Consider the following 22547-nt stretch of genomic DNA (forward strand, 5'->3'; position numbering starts at 1 on the left):
GCAGTACGGCCATGACGGGCGCCACCGCCACACCGATCGGCACGGCGGCCCACCACCAGGTCCGGTTCTGGGTGACCCGCCGCCCGGCGGTCCGTACGGCGACGGCGTACATCAGCACCACAAAACCGAGCAGCGGCGCGACGGCCCCGACCACCCAGCCGATCAGCAGTGAGACCGCGGCGAGTTGAACGGCGGCCCGCACGCCCGCGAAGGCGATCTCACGGGCCCGCCCGAGCCGGGCGAACGCGGCCACGGCCACGGCGACGACCAGCAGCAGCCCGAGGACGACCCAGAACGTGACATCGACCCGCAGCAGCACAGCCCCACCCTAAGCCTCGCCGAAAGGTCGGCGGGCGGTCGGACGGACGACCGGCGTACGGCCGACGCGCGAGCCCGGAGTACGGCACGGCCGACAAGACATAACGAAACGGGACCAGCCGTACAGCCGGCGCCCGGCCAAACAGACACCGACCAACCGCAGCCTCCGCCGCCGCCCGGGCCCGCCCAGCCACGCGCGCCCGCGCGCCGACCCACGCCCCAGCGCTCCCGACCGCCTCGGCCACGTCAACTTTGCCCCGATTGAACCGAGTTGCCCACCCGTCAGGAACTACCCGACGCCCTTACCCTCTTGATGTGACGTGCTCATGTCGCCACCCTGTTACCTGGTGCCCACCCCACGGAAACCAGCCACCGCCACGATGGCGACCGGACCGACGGTCCCGTAGGGCCCGGTCCGAATGTCCCACCCCGCACGGTCCGGTCAGATTCCCCCCACCCCAAGGGAGTTCGCATGTCAGGTATCTACGCGCGTCGAATGCCCCGTATCGCCGTCCTCGCCGCCACCGCCGCCCTCGCCACCGCCACGACGCTGCTCACCGCGCCCGCCGCCCAGGCGGCCATGCCCACGCCGGTCAGCGCGGCCACCGCCCGTTCCTACCTCGGCCAGCTCACCGTGCGCGCGGAGGGCTCCACCAGCGGTTACAGCCGTGACCTGTTCCCGCACTGGATCACCCAGTCCGGTTCCTGCGACACCCGCGAGGTCGTGCTCAAGCGCGACGGCACGAACGTCGTGCAGAACTCCAGCTGCCAGGCCACCAGCGGAAGCTGGTACTCGCAGTACGACGGCGCCACCTGGAGCGCCGCGTCCGACGTGGACATCGACCACATGGTGCCGCTCGCCGAGGCCTGGACCTCCGGCGCGAGCAGCTGGTCCACCTCGCAGCGCCAGTCCTTCGCCAACGACCTGACCCGTCCGCAGCTCATCGCCGTCACCGACAATGTGAACCAGTCGAAGAGCGACCGCGACCCGGCCGAGTGGCTCCCGCCGCGCACCGCTTACCGCTGCACGTACGTCCGCGCCTGGGTCCAGGTGAAGTACTACTACAACCTCACCGTCGACTCGGCCGAGAAGAGCGCGCTCACCAGCGTCCTGAACGGCTGCTGACACCGGCTCACCGCTGATCCGACCGGCTGACCACCGACCGACTCACCGCTGACCGGTTCACCGCCGACCGTTCACGACACCTGGTCGCGACGTCCGGCACCACATCCGGCGCGGCACCCGGTCACGGCATTCCGGCCTCCGGCCCGCTCCCGCGGCGCCGTCCCCCACACCGGCCGGGACCGCCTCCCCGCCTTCCTCCGTCGTTCCGTACCCTACGGTGCGACGGAGGAGGGCAACCATGACCGGACTGCGCCTGGGACCGCTGCTGCGGTACATCGACTTCGACGGCGGCGGCACGGCGAGCGTATGGGTCGAGACCGACCGGCCCGCCGCGGCGGAGGTCCGGTGTGCGGACGGCGCGTACGGCATGTCGCGTACGTTCCATGTCGCCGGGCACCACTACGCGATCGTTCCGGTGACCGGTCTGACGCCCGGCACCACCACCGCGTACGACGTGCTGCTCGACGGCCGCCAGGTCTGGCCGCCGGCGGACTCCGCTCTCCCTCCGAGCACGATCCACAGCCCTGCGGCCCCCGGCGAGCCCGGTGCTTCGGGCGACGAGGCCGCACTGCGCGTGTCCTTCGGCTCCTGCCGCTGGGCCGCGCCCGCGCACGGTGAGCCCGATCCGATCGGTCCCGACGCGCTCGACACCCTCGCCAAGCGCCTGGCCCGCGATCCCGACACCGTACGGCCCGACGTACTGCTGCTCCTCGGCGACCAGGTGTACGCGGACGAGACCTCGGACGCGACGCGGGCCCGGCTGGCGCGCCGCCGCGATCCGGCGGAACCGCCGGGCGAACAGGTCGCGGACTACGAGGAGTACACCTATCTGTACGACGAGTCCTGGAGCGACCCGGACGTACGGTGGCTGCTCTCCACCGTACCGAGCTGCATGATCTTCGACGACCACGATCTCATCGACGACTGGAACACCAGTGCCGCCTGGCTGGCGGACATGCGGGCGCAGCCCTGGTGGCAGGAGCGGGTGCTCAGCGGGCTGATGTCGTACTGGGTCTATCAGCACCTCGGCAATCTCACGCCGGAGGAGCTGGCGGCGGACGAACTGTACGCGGCCGTACGCGCGGAGCCCGACGGAACGGATCTGCTCCGCCGCTTCGCCGCCGAGGCCGACCGCGATCCGGCGTGTGGGCGCTGGAGCTACCGGCGCGACTTCGGCCGTACCAGGCTGCTGATGGTCGACTCACGCGGCGCCCGGGTGCTGGAGGAGTCGAAGCGCGCGATGCTGGACGAGGGCGAGGAGCGGTGGCTGCGTGACCAGATGATGGCGGGGCGCAACGCCACTGGGCGGCAAGCGGAACAACCGGCACAGCAGCCCACGGAGCAGCCGACGGAACGCCTCTCCGGGCAGGGCCCGTACGACCACCTCCTGATCGGCACCTCGCTCCCGTGGCTGCTGCCGCCCTTCATCCACGACGTGGAGTCCTGGGACTCCGCGCTCTGCCGAGGCGAACGCGGCCCGCGCTGGGCCCGGTTCGGGGAGAAGCTGCGCCGGGCGGCCGATCTGGAGCACTGGGCCGCCTTCCCGGACTCGTTCGACGGACTGTCCGCGCTGATCGCGGAGGCCGGCAGCGGGCCCGACGCGCCGGCGACGGTGTCCGTACTGTCGGGCGACGTCCACCACGCGTATATCGCGGAGCCCACCTGGCCGGCCGGCGACGCCCCGGACGCCCGTGTCCTCCAGCTCACCTGCTCGCCGGTCCACAACTCCGTACCCGGCTGGATCAAACTGGGCTTCCGCCTCGGCTGGAGCCGAGGCGCCCGCCGCCTGGGCCACGCCCTGGCCCGCCACGCGAGAATCCGGCCCTCAGCCGTCAACTGGCATAAGACGGGCGGCCCTTGGTTCGGCAACCAGCTCATGACCCTCACCCTGCGCGGCCGCTCCGCCCACCTACACCTGGACCAGGCCCACACCCGTTCCGGCAAAGCCGAATTGGTGACGGTGGAAAAGCGTTCCCTGACCCCCTGACGGCTGCGCCCCACCGGGGACAGTAATAGCGATCGCGTCTATACCGACCCTGTGTCTGCATACGCACACCGCGCCTGGCCGTAATCTGGTGACAACCCGTCAGGCTCGGAGAGTTGGTCGATCACCGTGGTTCAGTACCTCGTCGGCTCGCGCGCGAGCAGCCTTGCCAAAGCTCAGGTGCGCGCATATCTGCGTCCCCTGCGTGAGCGATTCCCGGACACCACTTTCACGCACCGCGTGATTCTGGAAGGGGGCGACAAGGACCGTAAGTCGCTCCTGTCCCGCGTGTCCGCTGTCAGCGGCGGATCGGCATTCAGCACGGAGCAGGAAGCCGCACTGGTCCGGGGTGAAGTGGACGTGATTGTCCATTCGCTCAAAGACCTTCCCACGGCGAATCCTCGCGGACTCATGCTGCTGCCTCCGCCGGCGCGTGAGGACGTAGCAGACGCGCTGTGCGGCTCGACTCTCGCGGGATTGCGGAAGGGCGCGAAAGTCGGAACGGGTGCTCCTCGCCGGATCGCACAGCTACTCGCGGTGCGCCCCGATCTCGACACGGGCAGGGCGCGCTGGGAATTCAGGTCCGCGAGGACAACGCGCCCATCTGCGAGATTCTGTCCACAGTCGGAGACATGGCCGTTGATTCCCAGGTAAGAGCGGAACGCGCGCTACTGGCCGAGCTGCACGGCGGGTGCAGTGTGCCGGTGGGCGCGTATGCCGAGAGCCTGCCGGACGGAAATCTCAGGCTGTCCGGCCAGGTAACCTCACTCGACGGCACCGAGCAGATTTCCGGGGTGTTGACCGGACCGCCCAGCGAGCCGGAAAAACTCGGCGCGACCCTGGCCGCAGATCTCATCGACCAGGGCGCATATTCGATCCTTGACGCGGTACGGGCTGCTACGGCCGCTAGTTGATCTGCCGAGCGATATCCAGTGCCGCGTACGTCACACTCGCACTCGCCCCGGCCCGCTTCAACATGGTGAACAGCTCGACCAACAGGCGTACGTCCCTCTGCCCGGTCTCGGAGTCCACGCGGGTCAGCGCGGTGTACTCGCCCGACACGGAGAACGGGAAAAGAGGCGCCCGGGTCACGCCCCGAAGCGTCGTCAGCACATCGGCCGTGAACTGCGCGGGCTCCAACAGAATCATGTCGGCCCCGGCGGCCTCCATCCGTAAGGCCGTGTCGACGAACTGATCGGCCCGCCCGGAGTTGATCTGAAACTCCCGGTTGAGCCCCGCCTTCGGGGTCGCGCCCATCGTCAGCCTGAACCCGTCGTACAGGCTGGACCAGAAGATCACATGCGGCATGACGGACACGGGAATCTCGGCGACCGTGACCGTGGGCATGGGGCGGTCGGCGCGTTCCTCGGTGACGAGCAGCACCATGGACAGATCGGCCGGTGTGAGCGTCTGCGGCTCCAGCAGGCTTCGAACGGCCGGTCGGCTCCGGAGCGGGCTCGTCGTCCTGATGGTCGTACGGGGGCTGTGTGTCGTGGTGACGGTCATGTCTCGTCCTTCGGGTTGGATCACGCGTGTGTGAACGGCGCCGAGCTGTCACCGGCCTGTCTGTCTCCCCGTGACTACTCGTGCTGGTCGTGTTGTTCGTGCTCAATCGCTTTGAAGCAGTCTTCGTGCACGGGCACATACCACCCGAGACCGGAAGGAGCGTCCCAATACACCTTGCGGTGGGGCTTCTCCGGTTCCACGGGCCAGTGGCACGCATGACAACGCGGCGTCATGTCATGGAAGGTGATGCGTGGGCGAGGATCACTGGACAAGAGGTGTAGTAGTCGCTTCCTCGGTAGGAGTGGTGGATGGAATCAGCGGGTGAACGAGACTGCCAACAGCCATCCGAGCGTGGTGTACGCGGCGAGGGCGGAGGAGGCGACCAGGCCCGTCCGCACCAGGGCCATGACCCGCACGAGCAGGCTCCGGCGCGACGCATGACGCCGGACGCGGTCTCGTCCCTGCGGGGCTTCTGCCACTGGTCTGCTCCCCCAAGTGACTCCCGGGCCCGTCATGGCTGACTACCCATGAGCGCGAGCTGCTTCCGGCGGTGCTCGGCGAGGGCTCTGAGTTGCCGCTTCTCCCGGTCGGTGGCCGGCCGGACCGAGATCCGTGTGGCGTACCAGGTACGGCCCGACGGGCGGACGATACGGACCGTCGGGTCGTGGAAAACCGCCACCACACCCGGGATATCCGTCCTGGGATCGAACACGGCCGACCCGATACGGAGTTCTCCCGGCCCCGGAACCGGCGCGGAAAGCCGTCGCTTCATCAGCAGCCCCCCGACGGCCGATGCGGGTGCGCCGCAATCTGTTCGCCGCACTGCTCGACGGACTTCTCACCGATCCCTCGGCGCGCGTTGTCCCGCCGCGTACCCCACCAGGCACACACCTCACAACCGACCACCGGTTCCGGCTCGCGCGGCGAACCCGGATCAACCCGCACGACTCCCGCTTGCTGGCGGTCACTCGGTCCCATGGGCCACCTTCCTCGCCGACTGTGTTTTGCCGATCCTCTCGTCGTCGAGCGGCATGGCGTAGTGGCATTTTTAGGGGCAAGGACAAATCGGTGTGCGGCACTTGCGGACCTAGGGGCAGCGCCAGGGGCAAGATGGACCCATGGCCATCGGGGCATTGATCAGGGACCTACGCGACGCGCGAGGATGGTCTCAAGGACGACTGGCGGATGAGATCAACGATGCATTCGGGACCGGACTGAACCGGGAGTACATCAGCCGCTGGGAGCGTTGCAAGGTGGTGCCCGGTGCCTTTTACCTGCGGTGCCTCTCGGCCGTCCTGGACGTACCCCTAGCCGTTCTTGAAGGTGAAGTGAAACGCAGAACGTTCCTGTCGGATGTCGCGGCAACGGCCATAGCGCCGATGGTCGCTTCAGACCTGCTCAGTGCCGGGTTTTCCGCGCGCCTTCGTGGCGGGCCGTCGGTGGATGGCTGGGAAGACAAACTGGCCACCTACGGCACCGAGTACATGAGCCTCGGTGCCGCCGATATCCAGCGTCGGGTGTCCGGTGAACTGGTGCTGGTTCAGCAGCAGTTGGATACTCCACAGCTGTGGTCCGTGGCCGCTCGGCTGATGACGTTGTACGCGAAGACTTTTCCGGGCTCGGACGGATCCAAAGCGGTGAACTGGTACCGGCTCGCCGCAGAGGCTGCCGACCGGTCCGGTGACGATCACACCCGTGTATGGGTCCGGGGCCGTGCGGCTATCGCGCTCGGTTACGAAGGGGCATCGCTCGGAGCTGCGGACATGCTCGCCGATCAGGCCATGGCGATCAGCGACAAGCCGTCGCTGGGGCTGTTGAACGCCATCATGGGAAAGGCTCACGCAGCAGCGATCCGCGGCGATTTCACCACCGCGCGCACGCTCCTGAACAACGGTCGCAGGATCTTCGACACCGCCGGATCGTACGAGCAGACGTCGGACTACGCCGTTCCCTGGTGGCGCGTGAACGTCTTCATCTCGCTGCTCGCCGCACGACTCGGCGACGAAACGACAGCGGTGGATGCGCAGGACGCGGCGCGACGAGAGTTGCCTGGTTCCTTGCCTCGGTTTGCGACGCACCTGGAAATGCACAGGGGCCTTATGATCGCCCGGTCCGGAGACAAGCAAAGCGGCGCGAACTATGCCCGCAAGGCGCTGAGCGCGTTGCCCCCGGAAAAGCACTCCCTCACGCTGCGCCTTCTGATGGCGGAAGTAGAACAGTCCCAGATGTAAGGCAAGCCAACACCAGTAGGAGTGTCATCGCCTCGACACACGACAACGCGGCATCGCCGCTATTCCCCGTCCCGGAAGGCAGGACATGGACCCATCTCGCCGCAGCGTCATAGGCTCCGCCCTCTTTTCCGTCGCACTCACCGTGCCCAACTGGCCCGATGTCGTGGGCAGGATAGAAGCGGTACAGGCCGGCACAAGGACCCGCCTGGGTATGTCGGACGTGGAAACGGTCATCGCCATGACGGAACAGCTTTCGTCCAGGGAGAATCGACAAGCGGATGACGGACATGTTCACAGCCTTATCGGCCCGCATCTGAAGAACCATGATGCCCAGGCGCTGTACGAGCGTGCACGGGCAACGGTGCGGCCCGAGCTGATTCCCGCGTGACAGGGCCCCCGTCGCCCCAACAGGACGGACCCAGGTTCGGCAACCGGTTCATGGCGCCCGGGCGATATTCCTGTCCGGCATCGGCTCCGCGAGGGCTGTCCGCCATTCAGGCGCGCCGAAGGCGTCCGCGAAGTACTGCGTCTCGTGTGCCACATGCCCCTGGGCGAATTCCATCATGCTCACCGAGTAGGTGGGCACGCCGTCGTACGTGATGACACACTCGCTCACCCACAGATCCCCGCTGCCAACGATCCGGTGGACGGTGAAGTGCCGACTGGCAGGGTGTCCGCCACGTTGCGCCGAAATCTTCGCGCGGCCCCGGAATCGTTCACCTGACTGGGGGTAGTCGAGGATCGCGTCCATAGCGTAGATGGCGTGCTCGGCCTCGGTATCACCGCGTTCCGATGCCCGCCAGTGTTCCTCGATCGCGGCCCTGGTCCGGGTATCAGGATCCATCGCATTGTCCCTTCTGCGGGCGGCCTGAGCGATCCGGGGACCTGGGAACGCTTCGAGGGTTTGCACGGGCTGGCGCGGCAGTACCGCCAAAGACAAGATGCGCCACAGATCCTTCCGTCGCAACCGGACCGGATATCTGTCGATCCTCACCGAATGGCAACGGGAAATAGGGCACTTGGAGCAGAAGGTCCCACGGTACGACTCAAAAGACGGGCGGGCCGTGATTCGGCAAGCTCAAGGCCCCGGCCCCACGCCGCCGTTCCGTCGTGCTGACGCACTGGCACCCGGGGCGCCACCGTCGGCACCACCGCTCCCGGCGGACCCTTCGTGATCATTCACACAAGGCGTGATCCTTGGCCCAAGGGTTCGGCTGTCGGTGGACCAACGGCATGATGATGCGGACCATCCGCTTCCCGTACCCCACATGCCCCGGGAGTCACAGTTTTGTCCGATGTACGGCCCCCCAAGCCCCGCTCATTCGCCGTCGTCGGCGCCGGTCCCCGCGGCACCTCGGTCCTCGAAAGACTCTGTGCGTCCGTGCCGGAACTGGCTCCGGACATCCCGCTGACCGTTCATCTGATCGATCCCGCACCACCCGGCGCGGGACTTGTCTGGCGTACCGATCAGCCGGCCGAACTGCTCATGAACACCGTGGCCTCTCAGGTGACCGTGTTCACCGACGAGAGCGTCGAGTGCGAGGGCCCGATACGTCCGGGCCCGAGTCTGTACGAGTGGGCGGCGGCCCGCCCGGAGGAACGGCTCGGTCCCGACGACTATCCGAGCCGCGCCGCCTACGGCCGCTATCTGGAGTGGGCGTTCCGTACGACGGTGGAGAACGCGCCGGAGAATGTGACCGTCGAGGTCCACCGGGCCCGTGCGATCCGGCTGGACGACGAAGTCGAAGATGGCGCGATCACATCACCGACAACGCCCGGTTCGTCCACTGCATCCCGCTCGTTCGCTCCCCAGCGGCCTGCCCAGACGCTCACTCTCGACAATGGCACGACGATTTCCGGCCTCTCTGCCGTCGTTCTCGCCCAGGGCCATCTGCCGGTGGTTTCCGGCCAGACCGAGGCGACGCTCGCGCAGTACGCCGAACGCCATCGGCTCCGCTATCTGCCGCCCGCGAACCCCGCGGATGTCGATCTCTCGGGAGTCGCATCGGGCGAACCGGTTCTGCTGCGCGGCCTCGGTCTCAACTTCTTCGACCACATGGCGCTCCTGACGGCCGGCCGCGGTGGCATTTTCGCCCGGGGAGCCGACGGCGTTCTCGTATACCACCCGTCCGGCCGCGAGCCGCAGTTGTACGCGGGCTCGCGGCGCGGAGTCCCGTACCAGGCGCGCGGCGACAACGCGAAAGGGCCGTCCGGACGGCATCTGCCGCTGGTGCTGACGCCGGATGTGATCGCGGTCTTCCGCAAGCGCGCGGACGAGGGCGATCCGCCGGACTTCCGCGCGGAGATATGGCCGCTGGTCGCCAAGGAGGTGGAGGCGGTCTTCTACGCCACCACCCTGCTCAGCCGTCCGCCCGCCGCCGGCACCGGCACCGGCACCCACGCCCAGACCACCGCCAAAGCAACTGCTCGAACCACCCGCGCCCGCGAGGACTTCCTCGACCGCTTCCTCGCGACGCCCCACGGCAGCCCGCAGGAGTCCGCCGTCCTGGACGCGGCCGGGATCGCTCCGGCCGACCGCTGGTCCTGGGACCGGATCTCGCGCCCGTACGGCGGCGAGACCTTCCGCGATCCGGCCGACCACCGCGCCTGGCTGCTGGACCGGCTGCGGCGGGACGCGGCGGAGGCGGCGCTCGGCAATCTCACGGGCCCGGTCAAGGCGGCTCTGGACGTGCTGCGCGATCTGCGCAACGAGATACGGCAGATCGTGGACCACGCCGGGCTCACCGGACGCTCCCGCCGCGACCATCTCGACCGCTGGTACACGCCGTTGAACGCGTTCCTCTCCATCGGTCCGCCGCGCCGCCGTATCGAGGAGATGGCCGCGCTGGTCGAGGCCGGAGTGCTCGATGTGATCGGGCCGCGGACGACCGTCAGAACGGCGGACGGCGCGTTCCTGGCCGAGTCGCCCGACGTGCCCGGCTCGGCCGTTTTCGCCACGACCCTGGTGGAGGCCCGGCTGCCGGAACCGGACCTCCGGAGGAGCTGCGATCCCTTGCTCTCACGGCTTCTGAAGACCGGCCAGTGCCGGCCGCACCGCGTCGGTGGTTACGAAACCGGCGGCCTGGATGTAACACGCCGCCCGTACCACCTCATAGACCGCCAGGGCGAATTCCATCCCAGGAGGTTCGCCCTCGGCGTGCCCACGGAAGGCGTTCACTGGGTGACCGCGGCGGGAGCGCGGCCGGGCGTCGACTCGGTGATGCTCTCGGACACGGACGCGGTGGCACGTGCCACCTTGCGCATACCGCCCGCCGGCGAAGCGGAACACGCGGCGCGAAATGATCCTCGGCTGAATGTTGAACTTGCAAGCATTGATTAGGCCTGCCTAACGTGAGGGGAGCTTCTCATCGGTCCAGACCAATCGATCGAAGGAGTACAACCCCCCATGTACACACGTCTGAACCATGCTCAGCCCTACGCCATCGGGCTGTTCCGTATCGTCGTCGGGCTTCTCTTCGCCTGCCACGGAGCGGCCTCGCTCTTCGGCCTCTTCGACAAGGAGACGGTCGAGGCGGGCACCTGGCCCGGCTGGTTCGCCGCCGTCATCCAGCTCGTCGGCGGCGCACTGGTGCTGCTGGGCCTGGGCACCCGGATAGCGGCACTGGTCTCCTCGGGCTCCATGGCGTACGCGTACTTCAATGTGCACCAGCCCGAAGGGCTCTTCCCGATGCAGAACAACGGCGAGCCCGCCGCGATGTTCTGCTGGGCGTTCCTTCTGATCGTCTTCACCGGTCCCGGAGCGCTCTCGCTGGACCGGCTGTTCCCCTCGCGCGGCTCCCGCGGCTCGCACGGCGACAGCGAGGAGGCCAGGCAGGAGCGACGTACGGCGGTGGCCGCCTGATCCGTACGCGCGATCCGTACGCGCCGCCGGGCGTCCGGACCTTCACCGAGGTCCGGACGCCGGCATCGCGGCCACCGGCATCACCCGCCCCGGACGATCTCGTCGTACCGCACAGGCGTACGCTGTACGACGGCAGCCGCCCCTGCCGCTTCCCTGCGACCGCGGCACTGTCACGGGACCGGGCGGGGAGAGTCGAGAAGGTGCTGGAGAGTCTGGGGTCGCTGACCGGCAGCCCGTGGATCTACGCGGTGGTGGGTGTCTCCGTACTGCTCGACGTGTTTCTGCCGGTGCTGCCCAGCGGCGTGCTCATGATCACGGCCGCCACGGCCGCCGCCGCGGGCGCCGGTTCGACCACGGTCGCCGTCGCGGCCGACAAGGTGGCCCAAGTGCCGCGCGAGGTGCCCTCGCTGCTGATACTGATGGCATGCGCGGCCGGTGCCTCCGTACTGGGCGATCTCTTCGCCTTCCGGCTGGCCAGACGCGGCGGCCGGCTCGGCCGGGCCATCGCGCGCTCACGCCGGCTGACCAACGCACAGGAACGTCTCGGCGGCGCGCTCAGCCGTGGCGGCGGAGTCCTCGTCGTCATCGCGCGGTTCGCTCCGGCGGGACGCTCGATCGTCTCGATCGGCGCGGGCGCGGCCCATCGCAAAGTGATGGAGTTCCTGCCCTGGTCGGCGCTGGCGGGCGTGGCATGGACGGGCTACAGCACGGGCCTCGGCTACTTCGGCGGCCAGTGGCTCGGCGCGAGCTGGGTCGGCACGGCCGTGTCCGTCCTGGCGCTGTTCGCGGCGGGCTCGCTGGCGGCGTATGTCATCCGCCGCCCGGAGCCGGTCCCGGCCACGGCTCCGGCCGCCTGAGCCCGAACCGTACAGCCGACCTCAGGCACTCGCGCCCTGCTTCGCACCCGCACCCGCGCCCCGTACCTCGATATCCCGGAGCAGCCTCGCGGTCGCCTCGGCTATCTCGTCCACGGCCCGGTCGAAGACCTCGCGGTTGTGCGCCGCGGGCGCGCGGAAGCCGGAGACCTTGCGTACGTACTGGAGCGCGGCGGCCCGGATGTCCTCCTCGGTGGCCTCTTCGGGGAGTACGGGCGGACGGAGAGTCTTGATACTGCGGCACATGCCTCCAGTGTGACCGATAGGTACGACAACGGCCCCGGACAGGCCCCGGCCACCGTCCTCAATCGTCGGACGGGCCCGGAGTCAGCCGCGCCGTACTGTCCCGTACCACCAGCCTGGTGCCGAACTCGATACGTGCGTCCGCCTGGTCGGACTTCCGCAGCCGCAGCAGCATCCGCGAGGCCTCCTCGGCCATCGCCACCAGCGGCTGGTGCACGGTGGTGAGCGCCGGGCTCGACCACTGGGCGAGCGGGATGTCGTCGTATCCGACCACCGACAGATCCGCCGGGATCCTCAGTCCCAGCACCCGCGCCGCCTCCAGCACCCCGAGCGCCTGGAGGTCGCTGCCCGCGAAGACCGCGGTCGGCCGGTCGTCGGCCCGGAGCAGCTCCATCGCGTGCGTACGTCCCGACTCGACATGGAAGTCGCCGAAGCGCACCAGCTCCGGATCGACATCGAGACCGGCCATGCTCATCGCCGAACGGAAGCCGTCCAGCCGGGCGAGCGAGCACATCATGTCCTCGGGCCCGGTGATGACGGCGATCCTGCGGTGGCCCAGCTCGGTGAGATGACGGGTGGCGGCCAGCCCGCCCGCCCAGTTGGCCGATCCCACGGAGGGCACATCGGGCTCCGGATCGCCGGCCGGATCGATGATGACGAATGGGATGGCCCGGGACCACAGCTTCTTCTTGAGGTCGTCCGGGAGCGTGGAGAAGACCAGGACCACACCGAGCGGACGACGCCGCAGCACGCCCTCGACCCACTCCGCGCCCGGTGAGTGGCGCGTACCGGTCTCGGTGAGCACCACACTCACACCGGTCTCCTTGGCCACGTTCTGCACGCCTCTGATCAGCTCCATCGACCAGGTGCTGTCCAGCTCGTGGAAGACGATCTCGATGAGCGGTGCCTCGGGAGCGCTGGGCGCGGAGCGCCGGTAGCCGTGCTCCTCCAGCAACTCCTCCACCTTCACCCTGGTCGGAGCCGCGACATCGGGCCGCCCGTTGAGGACCTTCGAAACTGTCGAAAGCGAAACCCCGGCTTGCGAAGCCACCTGGGCCAGGGTGACCCGGCCTGCACTCCTGTCATCACGCATGGACCGAAGGATAAGGCACCGACAGGCACCGGCGTCCGGTAACGGTTTGGTCGCGCCGTGACCGCACTGTTGACCGCCTCAGGACAGGGTCCTACGGTCACTCGGCAGAATAGTTTCGGCAATGTGGCCGATACTTTCGAGAGATCGAGAGGTCTATCGATGAAGACAAGCGCAGGGACGTCACGCGTGAGATTCTCGAAAGCAGTCGCCGGCGGTGCGGCGCTCGTCCTGGGACTGAGCCTGGCCGCCTGCGGCAGCGGCGGCGGTTCGGCCGACGGCGCCGGGGAGTTCCATGTACTGGTGTACGGGGACGCCGCGAACAAGGTGGAGAAGCAGATCGTCGCGGAGTTCAACAAGACCTCGAAGGTGAAGGCGGTCCTGGACACCGTTCCCGGAGCCGACTACCAGCAGAAGCTCCAGACCGTCATCAACACGCCACAGGCCCCGGACGTCTTCTTCAACTGGGGCGGCGGCAGCATCCAGCCCTTCGTCAAGGCGGATCTTCTGCTGCCCATCGACGATCTGATCGCGAAGAGCCCGGGCACGGGCCCGGAGGGCCTCGACGGGCTCAAGTCGAACTTCCTGCCGTCGGTCTACGACACCGCCAAGGTGGACGGCAAGGCGTACGGCATCCCCATGCGCGGCACCCAGCCCGTACTGCTCTTCCACAACCGCAAGGTGCTCGCGGACGCCGGTGTCGCCGAGCCTCCGAAGACCTGGGACGAGCTGCTCGACGCGGTGAAGAAGCTGAAGGCGGACGGTGTCACACCGATCGCGCTCGGCGGCGGCGACCGGTGGCCCACGCTGATGTGGTTCGAGTACCTGTACGACCGTATCGCCGGTCCCGGACTGCTCCAGAAGGCCCTCTCCGGCGACAAGGCCGTCTGGGAGAGCGCCGACAGCAGGAAGGCGCTGAGCATGCTCAAGGAGCTGGTCGACACGGGCGCGTTCGGCACCAACTACGACTCGGTGAAGTTCACCGACGGCGGCTCGGCCGCGCTGCTGGCGAGCGGCAAGGCGGGCTTCGAGCTGATGGGCTCATGGGAGTTCTCCACGCAGCAGGACGCCAGTCCCGACTTCGCGAAGAACGATCTGGGCTACAGCTCCTTCCCCACCGTCGCGGGCGGCAAGGGCGATCCGGCGGCCGTCGTCGGTAACACCAACAACTTCTACTCGGTGCTGAAGCGGACCGAACACGCCGACGACATAGCCAAGTTCCTGAAGCTGATGTACTCGGACGACTTCGTCGAGGCGCAGTTGGCCATCGGCAATCTGCCCACCACCACGAACACCGGGAAGTTCCTGGACTCGGCGGAGAACGCGGAGTATCTGAAGTACCAGTTCGATCTGGTCGACAAGGCGCCCTCGTTCCAGCTCTCCTGGGACCAGGCGTACGTCCAGACCAATGCCACGCCGCTGCTTCAGGCCGTCCAGCAGTTCTTCAACGGGCAGTTCGACGCCGACGGATTCATCAAGGCCATGCAGGCCCTGACGACCGTCTGACGTCCGAGGATGACACGCCATATGACCGCCGCCGCTGTCACCGGTCCCGGCCCAGGCTCTCGCCCAGGCTCCGTGGACGGCGACCCGAAGACCTCTCCCGGTCGCTCGGTCGCCCGTCCCGGTCTGGGCTGGACCCTGCCCGCCGTCCTGTTCTTCGGGCTGTTCGCGATCGTTCCGCTGGTGCTGGTCGCCGTACTCTCCTTCACGAGCTGGAGCGGGCTGGGCTCGCCGGAGTTCGCCGGTCTCGACAACTGGACCGCGCTGTTCCACGACCCGGTGATGATCAAGAGCCTCTGGCTGAGCGTGCTGCTCACCGGGCTCGGCGTACTGGTCCAGACGCCGCTGAGCATTCTGCTGGGCGTCTGGGCCGCCGGGCCTCAGCGCAACAGAGCCGTGCTGTCCGCGGTCTTCTTCGTACCGCTGCTGCTGTCCGCCACGGCGGTCTCCGTGCTCTGGCGGGCGCTGCTCGATCCCAACTTCGGTGTGCCCGCGGAGGCGCGCTGGCTCTTCGGGGACGGCAATCTGCTGGGCTCGCGCACCGGGGCCATCGGTGTGCTGGTGCTGGTGAGCGCCTGGCAGTTCACTCCGCTGCACGCGCTGATCTACCAGGGCGCGACCCGGGCGATCCCCGAGGTGCTCTACCAGGCGGCGGCGATCGACGGCGCCGGGACCGTACGGCAGTTCTTCCACATCACGCTGCCGCAGCTCCGCAACTCCATCATCACGTCGGTGATCCTCATGGTGGTCGGCGGGCTCACCACCTTCGACACGGTACTGATCCTGACCCAGGGCGGGCCGGGCAGCGACACCACCATCACCGCCTACTACATGTACCAAAAGGCCTTCAAGGGCTTCGACTTCGGAGCGGGAGCGGCCATCGCGCTGCTGCTGGTCGTCGTCGCGACGGCCATCTCGCTGGCCGTGGTGCGGATCTCGGGCTACGACAAGATGGCCGGCACGAAGGACGGTCTGTGATGAGCCGACAGTCTGTGATGAGCCGTACGACGACCGGGCGGCGCAATCGTCCCAACTACGCGGCCGGGCTCGGTGTGCTGCTGTGGCTGTGTCTGGTGGCACTGCCGCTGTACGTGATGCTCGGCGCGAGCGTGCAGTCCCGCGCGCAGTACAGCGCGGGCGGTCCGCTCTCCTTCCCCGAGGCCTTCTCCCTCACCAACTATGTGGAGGACTTCTCCAACGGCTTCGGGCGCTACTTCCTCAATACCATGGTCGTCACGGCGAGCGTCGTGGCGATCGTGCTGCTCCTCGTACCGCCGCTGGCCTTCGCGATCGTACGCAACCGCGGCCGTGCCACCTCGCGGGTCTTCCGGCTCTTCCTGCTGGGTCTCGCGATCCCGGCTCAGGCCGTGATCGTCCCGATGTTCTACGTCATCAGCAACGCGGGCCTGTACGACAACCTCATCGGTGTCATCCTGCCCACCGCCGCGTTCTCGCTGCCGGTCTGCGCCCTCATCCTCACCGGCACGATGCGCGACATCACCGACGACCTCTTCGAGGCCATGGCGCTCGACGGCGCGAGCACCCGGCGGGTCTTCTTCCAGCTCGTCGTCCCGCTGTCCAGGAGCGGACTGGCGACCATCGTCGTGTTCTCCGCGCTCCAGGCCTGGAACGGCTTCCTCTTCCCGCTCGTGCTGACCCAGTCGGAGGAGACGAAGGTGCTCACCCTCGGGCTCTACAACTTCCAGACCCAGTACGGCATCGACATCCCGGGCCTGCTGGCGGCCGTGGTCCTGTCCACGCTGCCTGTTCTGCTCGTCTACCTGTTCGCCCGTCGTGCCCTGGTCCAAGGGCTGATGGGCGTGGGAGGAAAGTGACCGACCACACCGCGATCGACCGTTCCCCGGCCGATCCCCACGCAACCGATCCCACCACGATCGATCCCGCTGCACCCGATCCCGGCGCAAGCGGCGACGCAGCCGGCGTCCTTGAGCGGCGCCGCGCCGAGCGCGTCGCGTATCTGATCTCCGCGATGACGACGGAGGAGAAGCTCGCACAGCTCTACGGCCTGTGGGCGGGCGCCTCGGCCGACGGCGCCGAAGTCGCCCCGCACCAGCACGACATGGACCGTCCGCCCTCGCTCGACGAGCTCCTCCCGCACGGCCTCGGTCAGTTGACCAGGCCGTTCGGCACTGTTCCCGTCGATCCCGCGCTGGGCGCGCTGTCGCTGATGCGCACCCAGGAACGTATCGTCGCCGCCAATCGCTTCTCCATCCCGGCCATGGCCCATGACGAGTGTCTGGCCGGCTTCGCCGCCTGGGGCGCCACCACCTATCCCGTCCCGCTCTCCTGGGGCGCGTCCTTCGATCCGGAACTGGTACGGGAGATGGCGGGCGCGATCGGCCACGACATGCGCTCGGTGGGCCTGCACCAAGGGCTGGCACCCGTGCTCGACGTCGTACGCGACGCCCGCTGGGGCCGGGTCGAGGAGACCATCGGCGAGGACCCTTATCTGGTCGGTACGGTCGCCACCGCCTATGTCCAGGGCCTGGAGTCCGCCGGGATCGTGGCGACGCTGAAACACTTCGCGGGCTACTCCGCCTCGCGCGGCGGACGCAATCTCGCGCCGGTGAGCATGGGCGCCAGGGAGCGGGCCGATGTGATCCTGCCGCCGTTCGAGATGGCCGTACGGGAGAGCGGCGTACGGTCCGTCATGCACGCGTACACCGACACCGACGGCGTGCCGGGCGCGGCCGACGAGGAGTTGCTGACCGGACTGCTCAGGAACACCTGGGGCTTCGAGGGCACGGTGGTGGCCGACTACTTCGGCATCGCCTTCCTCAAGACCTTGCACGGAGTGGCCGCCGACTGGAGCGGCGCGGCCGTGGCGGCCATCACGGCGGGCGTGGATGTCGAACTGCCCACCGTGAAGACGTTCGGCCGGCCGCTACGGGAGGCGATCGCGGCCGGAGAGGTGCCGGAGGAGCTGGAGGAGCTGATCGACCGCGCGCTGCGGCGCGTACTGACACAGAAGGCCGGACTCGGGCTGCTGGACCCGGAGTGGAGCCCGGTGCCTCCGGCCCTGGCCGCGCACGCACCGTACGACGACGCGGCTCCGCTGCGCGGCACGGTCGACCTCAACTCCCCGGCGCGGCGCGACATCTCGCGCCGTCTCGCGGAGCGGTCGGTGATCCTGCTGCGCAACGACGGGACGCTGCCGCTGACGGTCCCGGTCCCGGTCCCGGAGGCCCGTACGGCGAGCAGCTCGTCCGACAGCCTCCCTATCGCGTCCGACAGCCTCCGTATCGCGCTGATCGGGCCGCAGGGCGAGACTCCCACCGCCGTGCTGGGCTGCTACTCCTTCCCTGTCCATGTCGGCGCCCAGCACCCGGACACACCGGCCGGTATCGAGCTGCCCACGCTCCGGGAGGCCCTCGCCGCAGAGTTCCCCGGCAGCGAGATCGTCGCCGTGCCCGGCGCGGGCATCGACTCGCCCGACACCTCCGGTTTCCCGGCGGCGGTACGGGCGGCCCGCGAAGCGGACGTGGTCGTCGTGGCCCTCGGCGACCGGGCGGGACTCTTCGGGCGCGGTACGAGCGGAGAGGGCTGCGACGCCGAGGACCTCGGGCTGCCCGGCGTACAGGGACAGCTCCTCGACGCCCTGCTCGACGCGCTCGACGGCACCGGCACACCGCTGGTGGTGACGCTGCTGGCCGGGCGGCCGTACGCCCTCGGCCGGGCGGCCGAGGAGGCCGGGGCCGTCGTGCAGGCCTTCTTCCCGGGCCAGGAGGGCACATCCGCAGTCGCCGGAGTGCTCAGCGGACGGATCAGCCCGTCGGGCCGGCTCCCGGTGAGCGTTCCCAGGCTGCCGGGCGCCCAGCCGTCCACATATCTGGCGGCGCCGCTGGCCCGCGTCAGCGAGGTCTCCAGCATCGATCCCACCCCGGCGTTCGCGTTCGGGCACGGTCTGACGTACACGTCGTTCGACTGGTCGGACCTGGTGGCGAGCGACTCGGCCGGTACGGACGGCTCCCTGGAGCTGTCCTTCACCGTCCGCAACACCGGCGGCCGGGCGGGCACCGAGGTCGTCCAGCTCTATCTGCACGATCCCGTCGCCTCGGTCGTCCAGCCGGTCCAGCGGCTGATCGGCTATGTCCGGATTCCGCTGGAGCCGGACGAGCGGGCCTCGGTCGCGGTGACCGTACCGGCCGATCTCGCGTCCTTCACCGGCCGCGACGGGCGCCGGATCGTGGAGCCGGGCGCGCTGGAACTGCGGCTGGGAGCGTCCAGCGCCGATGTACGGCTCACCGCCGCCGCCACGCTGACCGGTCCGGTACGGAGAGTCGACCACACCCGTGAGCTGCACACCCGGTTCACCGTCACCCGGGGAGGCGCCACGGGACCGGCCTGACGTCCGCTGCCCTGTGGAAAACCGACGGCGGCCCGAGGTGCGGCCCGACGCTTGGGCCGCACCCGCCGGACCGGTGCCCTTGACCATTCGCCTTGTGGAGACAGGCGGTGTAGATATAGGCACATGGCCCGACATACGGGTCGATCCTGGGCTCGGGTCCTGTCTGCCCGCTCCGACCGGCGCCCACGGGGTCGGCGGCCGGAGGACCCGCGAGAAACAGGCGGGTGGCGAGGAAAGTTCGAGCGCCGGGCCCCGCGGACGTCGCCGGGGCGGCGTGGTCAGTCGTGGCTGAGCATGCGTACCGTCGCCGGGCAGGTGCTCATCCTGCAACTGGTGATCGTGCTGCTGCTCGTCGGCGCCTCCGTCATCTCGCTCCTTCTGGTGTCGCGGCACGACACCACCAATGAGGCGCGCAACCGTTGTCTCGCCGTCGCCACGTCCTTCGCGAACTCGCCGGGAATGGTGCCGGCTCTGGACTCGCGCAACCCGACCCCGATTCTCCAGCCACGGGCCGAGGCGGTCCGCAAGGCCACCGACGTCGACTTCGTCGTCGTCATCAACACCAAGGGAGTCCGGCTCACCCATCCGAACGCCGAGCGGATCGGCGAGCACTTCATCGGCACCATCGGGCCGTCCCTGAAGGGCCAGACAATCACCGAGACCGTCCCGGGCACCCTCGGTCCCTCGGTTCGTGCCGTGACACCCGTCAAGGACTCCGTCGGCAGAGTGGTCGGCCTGGTGTCGGCCGGGATCACCATCGAGAAGGTGAACAGCCTCGCCACCCGCGAGGTCCCGATCGTCATGTCGGCCACCGCCGCCTCGCTCCTCCTGGCCACGGGCGGAACGGCGCTGGTGAGCCGTCGGGTACGGCGTCAGACGCATGGGCTGGATCCCATCGAGATGACGCGCATGTACGAGCACCACGACGCGGTCCTGCACGTCGTGCGGGAGGGAGTGCTCATCGTCGACGGCGAGCGCCGGCTCGTACTCGCCAACGACGAGGCGATCCGGCTGCTCGGCCTGCCGCCACGGCCGGAGGGCCGCGCCGTCACGGACCTCGGGCTGGATCCGGGCGTGGCCGACATGCTCGCCACGGGACGTGTCGCGAGCGACGAGGTGGTGGCCACCGGCGACCGGCTGCTCGTGGTCAACAACCGTTCCACGGACCGTGACGGCGGACCGCCGGGCTGTGTCGCGACGCTGCGCGACTCCACCGAGCTGCGTGTGCTCACGGGCCGGGCGGAGACGGCGCGGAAGCGGCTCAAGCTGCTGTACGACGCGAGCGTGGAGATCGGCACCACGCTCGATGTGACCAGGACCGCCGAGGAACTCGGCCGGGTGGCGGTCCCGCGCTTCGCCGACTTCGCCACGGTGGATCTGGCGGAGGCCGTTCTGCGCGGTGAGGAGCCGGCCGGCCTGACCAGCGCCTCCGAGGTGCACCGTACGGCCGTCGTCGGTATCCGCGAGGACCATCCCTTCCGCGAGCTCGGTACGGACATCGCGTTCCCTTCGAGCACACCGCAGGCCTGGACGCTGGGAAGCGGACGGGGAACGGTGGTGCCCGATCTCCGGCTGGCCACCGGATGGCAGGCCCAGGATCCGGAGGTGACCGGCCGGGTCCTCGAACACGGTGTGCACTCCCTGGTCACCGCGCCGCTGCGGGCGCGAGGAGTCCTGCTGGGAATGGTCAACTTCTGGCGCTCGGAGAAGCCCGAGCCCTTCGAGGACGAGGACGTGTCGCTCGCGGAGGAACTGGCCAACCACGCGGCGGTCTGCATCGACAATGCACGGCGCTACACGCGCGAGCACACCATGGCGGAGACGCTCCAGCGCAGTCTGCTCCCTCAGGTGCTGCCGGAGCAGAACGCGCTCGATGTCGCCTACCGGTATCTGCCGGCGGAGGCGGGCGTCGGCGGCGACTGGTTCGATGTCATCCCGCTGCCCGGCGCGCGCGTGGCGCTGGTGGTGGGCGATGTCGTCGGCCACGGTCTGCTCGCGGCGGCGACGATGGGCCGGCTGCGTACGGCGGTCCACAACTTCTCCTCGCTCGATCTGCCGCCCGACGAGATCCTCTCCCTGCTGGACGATCTGGTCACCCGTATCGACCACGACGAGGGCCTCGCGGGCGGCGGTGCGATGGTCACGGGAGCGACCTGTCTGTACGCGATCTACGATCCGGTGACCACGCTCTGCTCCATGGCCCGCGCCGGCCATCCGCCGCCCGCATTGGTCGACACGGACGGGAACGTGGAGTTCCTGGACCTGCCGGCCAGCACTCCGCTGGGCCTCGGCGGGCTGCCGTTCGAGACGGTGGAACTGCGGCTGCCGGAGGCCAGCCATCTGGTGCTGTACACCGACGGGCTCATCGAGGACCGCCACCGGGAGATCGACGCCGGGCTCGCTCTGCTGCGCGCGGCGCTGTCGCATCCGGACAGGGATCCGGAAGAGACCTGCTCGGCGGTGCTCGAAGCGCTGCTGCCGGACCGTCAGAGCGATGACATCGCGCTCATCGTGGCCCGTACGCGCGTACTCCGCCCCGACCGGATCGCCGAGTGGCAGGTGCCCGCGCATCCCTCGGAGGTCTCCCGCGTACGGGCCGACGTCGCCCGGCAGCTCGCGGACTGGGACCTGGACGAGGTGGCGTACACGACGGAGCTGATCCTCAGCGAGCTGATCACCAACGCCATCCGCTACGCCCTGGGCCCGATCAGTGTCCGGCTGCTCCGTGACCGCACGCTGATCTGCGAGGTCTCCGACTTCAGCAGCACCTCACCGCATCTGCGCTACGCGGCGGCGACGGACGAGGGCGGCCGGGGCCTGTTCCTGGTGGCCCAGTTCACCGAACGCTGGGGCACCCGCTACACGGCGGACGGCAAGGTGATCTGGGCCGAACAGTCCCTGCCTTGAGCGGTCCCTTGTGCGTACCCGTTACCTGGTACCTAGCCCTTGCTCTTGCTCCGACCGCTGCTCCGCGTGCGCGTGGACAGCCAGCGCAGAGACGACCGGCCCAGCTCCGTCATCATGCGCACCAGCCTCGGATCCGCGGTGGAATCCACCGAGCAGGCGATGGCCAGAAGGAATCCCGCCTGCGCCGAGATGAGTACGTCGACCGCCTCGGGCTCGACACCGGTCAGCAGCGGATGCCGTACGGCGAAGGGCTCCGGATCGATTCCGCTGAGCGCGACGCTGCTGAGGAGCATCACCAGGTCGGCGTGGGCGGGCCCGATCCAGGCGTGCGGCCAGTCCACGACGACGACACGGTCCGGCGTGAGCAGGACGTTGAACGGATACAGGTCGCCATGGGTCAGCGTCTCTCCGGCGGTCGCCTCGGCGAGACGCGTCTCCAGCGACAGATGCAGATCCAGTTCCTCGGTGGCACCCGGTGCGACCGTGGGCAGCCTCGCCAAGGCCTTGGGATCGTCCGCCAGCCGTGCCCAGCC

The 22547-nt window shown here is 68.9% G+C and carries 20 protein-coding genes and 1 pseudogene; 14 read left to right on the forward strand and 7 right to left on the reverse strand.

Going from position 1 to position 22547, the window contains the following annotated elements; translation table 11 throughout:
- Window positions 1–319: ABC transporter permease (locus GA0115259_RS06115; RefSeq protein WP_141716466.1), on the reverse strand; the 319-nt coding region annotated here is incomplete at its 3' end.
- A 471-nt stretch (window positions 320–790) separates the two neighbouring features.
- Between GA0115259_RS06115 and GA0115259_RS06120 the strand changes: the two genes are divergently transcribed.
- The 4 genes from GA0115259_RS06120 to GA0115259_RS41555 all read left to right on the forward strand — a co-directional run bounded on the left by GA0115259_RS06120 (window position 791) and on the right by GA0115259_RS41555 (window position 4342).
- On the forward strand, window positions 791–1444 hold the full coding sequence (locus GA0115259_RS06120; protein ID WP_093591971.1) for an HNH endonuclease family protein: 654 nt from the start codon (window positions 791–793) through the stop codon (window positions 1442–1444).
- A gap of 238 nt (window positions 1445–1682) precedes the next feature.
- The gene (locus tag GA0115259_RS06125; protein WP_093591974.1) at window positions 1683–3431 is read left to right on the forward strand and encodes an alkaline phosphatase D family protein; all 1749 of its coding nucleotides are present in this window, start codon (window positions 1683–1685) and stop codon (window positions 3429–3431) included.
- Between the two features lie 177 nt (window positions 3432–3608).
- The gene (locus tag GA0115259_RS41550) at window positions 3609–4082 is read left to right on the forward strand and encodes a type 2 periplasmic-binding domain-containing protein (RefSeq protein ID WP_256097924.1); all 474 of its coding nucleotides are present in this window, start codon (window positions 3609–3611) and stop codon (window positions 4080–4082) included.
- Window positions 4061–4342, forward strand: coding sequence for a hypothetical protein (locus GA0115259_RS41555; protein ID WP_237539803.1), 282 nt, complete (start codon window positions 4061–4063; stop codon window positions 4340–4342). Before GA0115259_RS41550 ends, GA0115259_RS41555 begins: the two co-directional genes overlap by 22 nt.
- On the opposite strand, the gene GA0115259_RS06135 is transcribed toward GA0115259_RS41555, so the two are convergent.
- Both GA0115259_RS06135 and GA0115259_RS06140 read right to left on the reverse strand, forming a co-directional pair.
- The gene (locus GA0115259_RS06135) at window positions 4335–4934 is read right to left on the reverse strand and encodes a hypothetical protein (RefSeq protein WP_237539804.1); all 600 of its coding nucleotides are present in this window, start codon (window positions 4932–4934) and stop codon (window positions 4335–4337) included. The genes GA0115259_RS41555 and GA0115259_RS06135 overlap by 8 nt on opposite strands.
- Window positions 4935–5445: 511 nt before the next feature.
- Window positions 5446–5646 (reverse strand): hypothetical protein, encoded by a 201-nt coding sequence (locus GA0115259_RS06140; protein ID WP_093591977.1) that lies wholly within the window; start codon window positions 5644–5646, stop codon window positions 5446–5448.
- Window positions 5647–6052: 406 nt separating this feature from the next.
- Here GA0115259_RS06140 and GA0115259_RS06145 point away from each other — a divergent pair, with 406 nt between their 5' ends.
- Both GA0115259_RS06145 and GA0115259_RS41560 read left to right on the forward strand, forming a co-directional pair.
- Window positions 6053–7165 (forward strand): helix-turn-helix domain-containing protein, encoded by a 1113-nt coding sequence (locus tag GA0115259_RS06145; RefSeq protein WP_093591980.1) that lies wholly within the window; start codon window positions 6053–6055, stop codon window positions 7163–7165.
- 85 nt (window positions 7166–7250) lie between these two features.
- Window positions 7251–7422, forward strand: a pseudogene (locus tag GA0115259_RS41560) (tetratricopeptide repeat protein); the annotation flags it as partial.
- Window positions 7423–7601: 179 nt separating this feature from the next.
- On the opposite strand, the gene GA0115259_RS06155 reads toward GA0115259_RS41560, so the two are convergent.
- Window positions 7602–8159, reverse strand: coding sequence for a nuclear transport factor 2 family protein (locus GA0115259_RS06155; RefSeq protein ID WP_256097923.1), 558 nt, complete (start codon window positions 8157–8159; stop codon window positions 7602–7604).
- A 294-nt stretch (window positions 8160–8453) separates the two neighbouring features.
- On the opposite strand from GA0115259_RS06155, the gene GA0115259_RS06160 reads away from it, so the two are divergent.
- From GA0115259_RS06160 to GA0115259_RS06170, 3 genes are all read left to right on the forward strand, one after another.
- Window positions 8454–10505 carry an FAD/NAD(P)-binding protein gene (locus GA0115259_RS06160; protein ID WP_093591986.1) on the forward strand — a complete coding sequence of 684 codons (2052 nt, stop codon included), beginning with the start codon at window positions 8454–8456 and terminating at the stop codon, window positions 10503–10505.
- 66 nt (window positions 10506–10571) lie between these two features.
- Window positions 10572–11027 (forward strand): DoxX family protein, encoded by a 456-nt coding sequence (locus GA0115259_RS06165; protein ID WP_093591989.1) that lies wholly within the window; start codon window positions 10572–10574, stop codon window positions 11025–11027.
- Between the two features lie 200 nt (window positions 11028–11227).
- Window positions 11228–11884 (forward strand): DedA family protein, encoded by a 657-nt coding sequence (locus GA0115259_RS06170; protein ID WP_093591992.1) that lies wholly within the window; start codon window positions 11228–11230, stop codon window positions 11882–11884.
- Window positions 11885–11905: 21 nt separating this feature from the next.
- Here GA0115259_RS06170 and GA0115259_RS06175 read toward each other — a convergent pair whose 3' ends face one another.
- Together GA0115259_RS06175 and GA0115259_RS06180 are read right to left on the reverse strand one after the other, a co-directional pair.
- Entirely contained in the window at window positions 11906–12148 is a 243-nt protein-coding gene (locus GA0115259_RS06175) for a DUF2277 domain-containing protein (protein WP_093591995.1), read from the reverse strand.
- A 58-nt stretch (window positions 12149–12206) separates the two neighbouring features.
- A complete protein-coding gene (locus tag GA0115259_RS06180; protein WP_093591998.1) occupies window positions 12207–13238 on the reverse strand; it encodes a LacI family DNA-binding transcriptional regulator in 1032 nt (343 codons plus the stop codon).
- 159 nt (window positions 13239–13397) lie between these two features.
- Here GA0115259_RS06180 and GA0115259_RS06185 point away from each other — a divergent pair, with 159 nt between their 5' ends.
- From GA0115259_RS06185 to GA0115259_RS06205, 5 genes are all read left to right on the forward strand, one after another.
- Window positions 13398–14741: an ABC transporter substrate-binding protein gene (locus tag GA0115259_RS06185; RefSeq protein ID WP_093592001.1), complete on the forward strand. Its 1344-nt coding sequence runs from the start codon at window positions 13398–13400 to the stop codon at window positions 14739–14741.
- 9 nt (window positions 14742–14750) lie between these two features.
- Entirely contained in the window at window positions 14751–15716 is a 966-nt protein-coding gene (locus GA0115259_RS06190; RefSeq protein WP_370747434.1) for a carbohydrate ABC transporter permease, read from the forward strand.
- The gene (locus tag GA0115259_RS06195) at window positions 15716–16573 is read left to right on the forward strand and encodes a carbohydrate ABC transporter permease (RefSeq protein WP_370747435.1); all 858 of its coding nucleotides are present in this window, start codon (window positions 15716–15718) and stop codon (window positions 16571–16573) included. The genes GA0115259_RS06190 and GA0115259_RS06195 overlap by 1 nt, the downstream gene beginning before the upstream one ends.
- The gene (locus tag GA0115259_RS06200; protein WP_370747437.1) at window positions 16570–19107 is read left to right on the forward strand and encodes a beta-xylosidase/alpha-l-arabinosidase; all 2538 of its coding nucleotides are present in this window, start codon (window positions 16570–16572) and stop codon (window positions 19105–19107) included. The genes GA0115259_RS06195 and GA0115259_RS06200 overlap by 4 nt, the downstream gene beginning before the upstream one ends.
- A gap of 294 nt (window positions 19108–19401) precedes the next feature.
- Window positions 19402–22014: a SpoIIE family protein phosphatase gene (locus GA0115259_RS06205; protein ID WP_237539805.1), complete on the forward strand. Its 2613-nt coding sequence runs from the start codon at window positions 19402–19404 to the stop codon at window positions 22012–22014.
- Between the two features lie 32 nt (window positions 22015–22046).
- Here GA0115259_RS06205 and GA0115259_RS06210 read toward each other — a convergent pair.
- On the reverse strand, window positions 22047–22547 hold a 501-nt coding region (locus GA0115259_RS06210; protein ID WP_161230306.1), incomplete at its 5' end, for a phosphotransferase.

The sequence above is a fragment of the Streptomyces sp. MnatMP-M17 genome, from assembly GCF_900091995.1.
GTDB lineage: Bacteria > Actinomycetota > Actinomycetes > Streptomycetales > Streptomycetaceae > Streptomyces.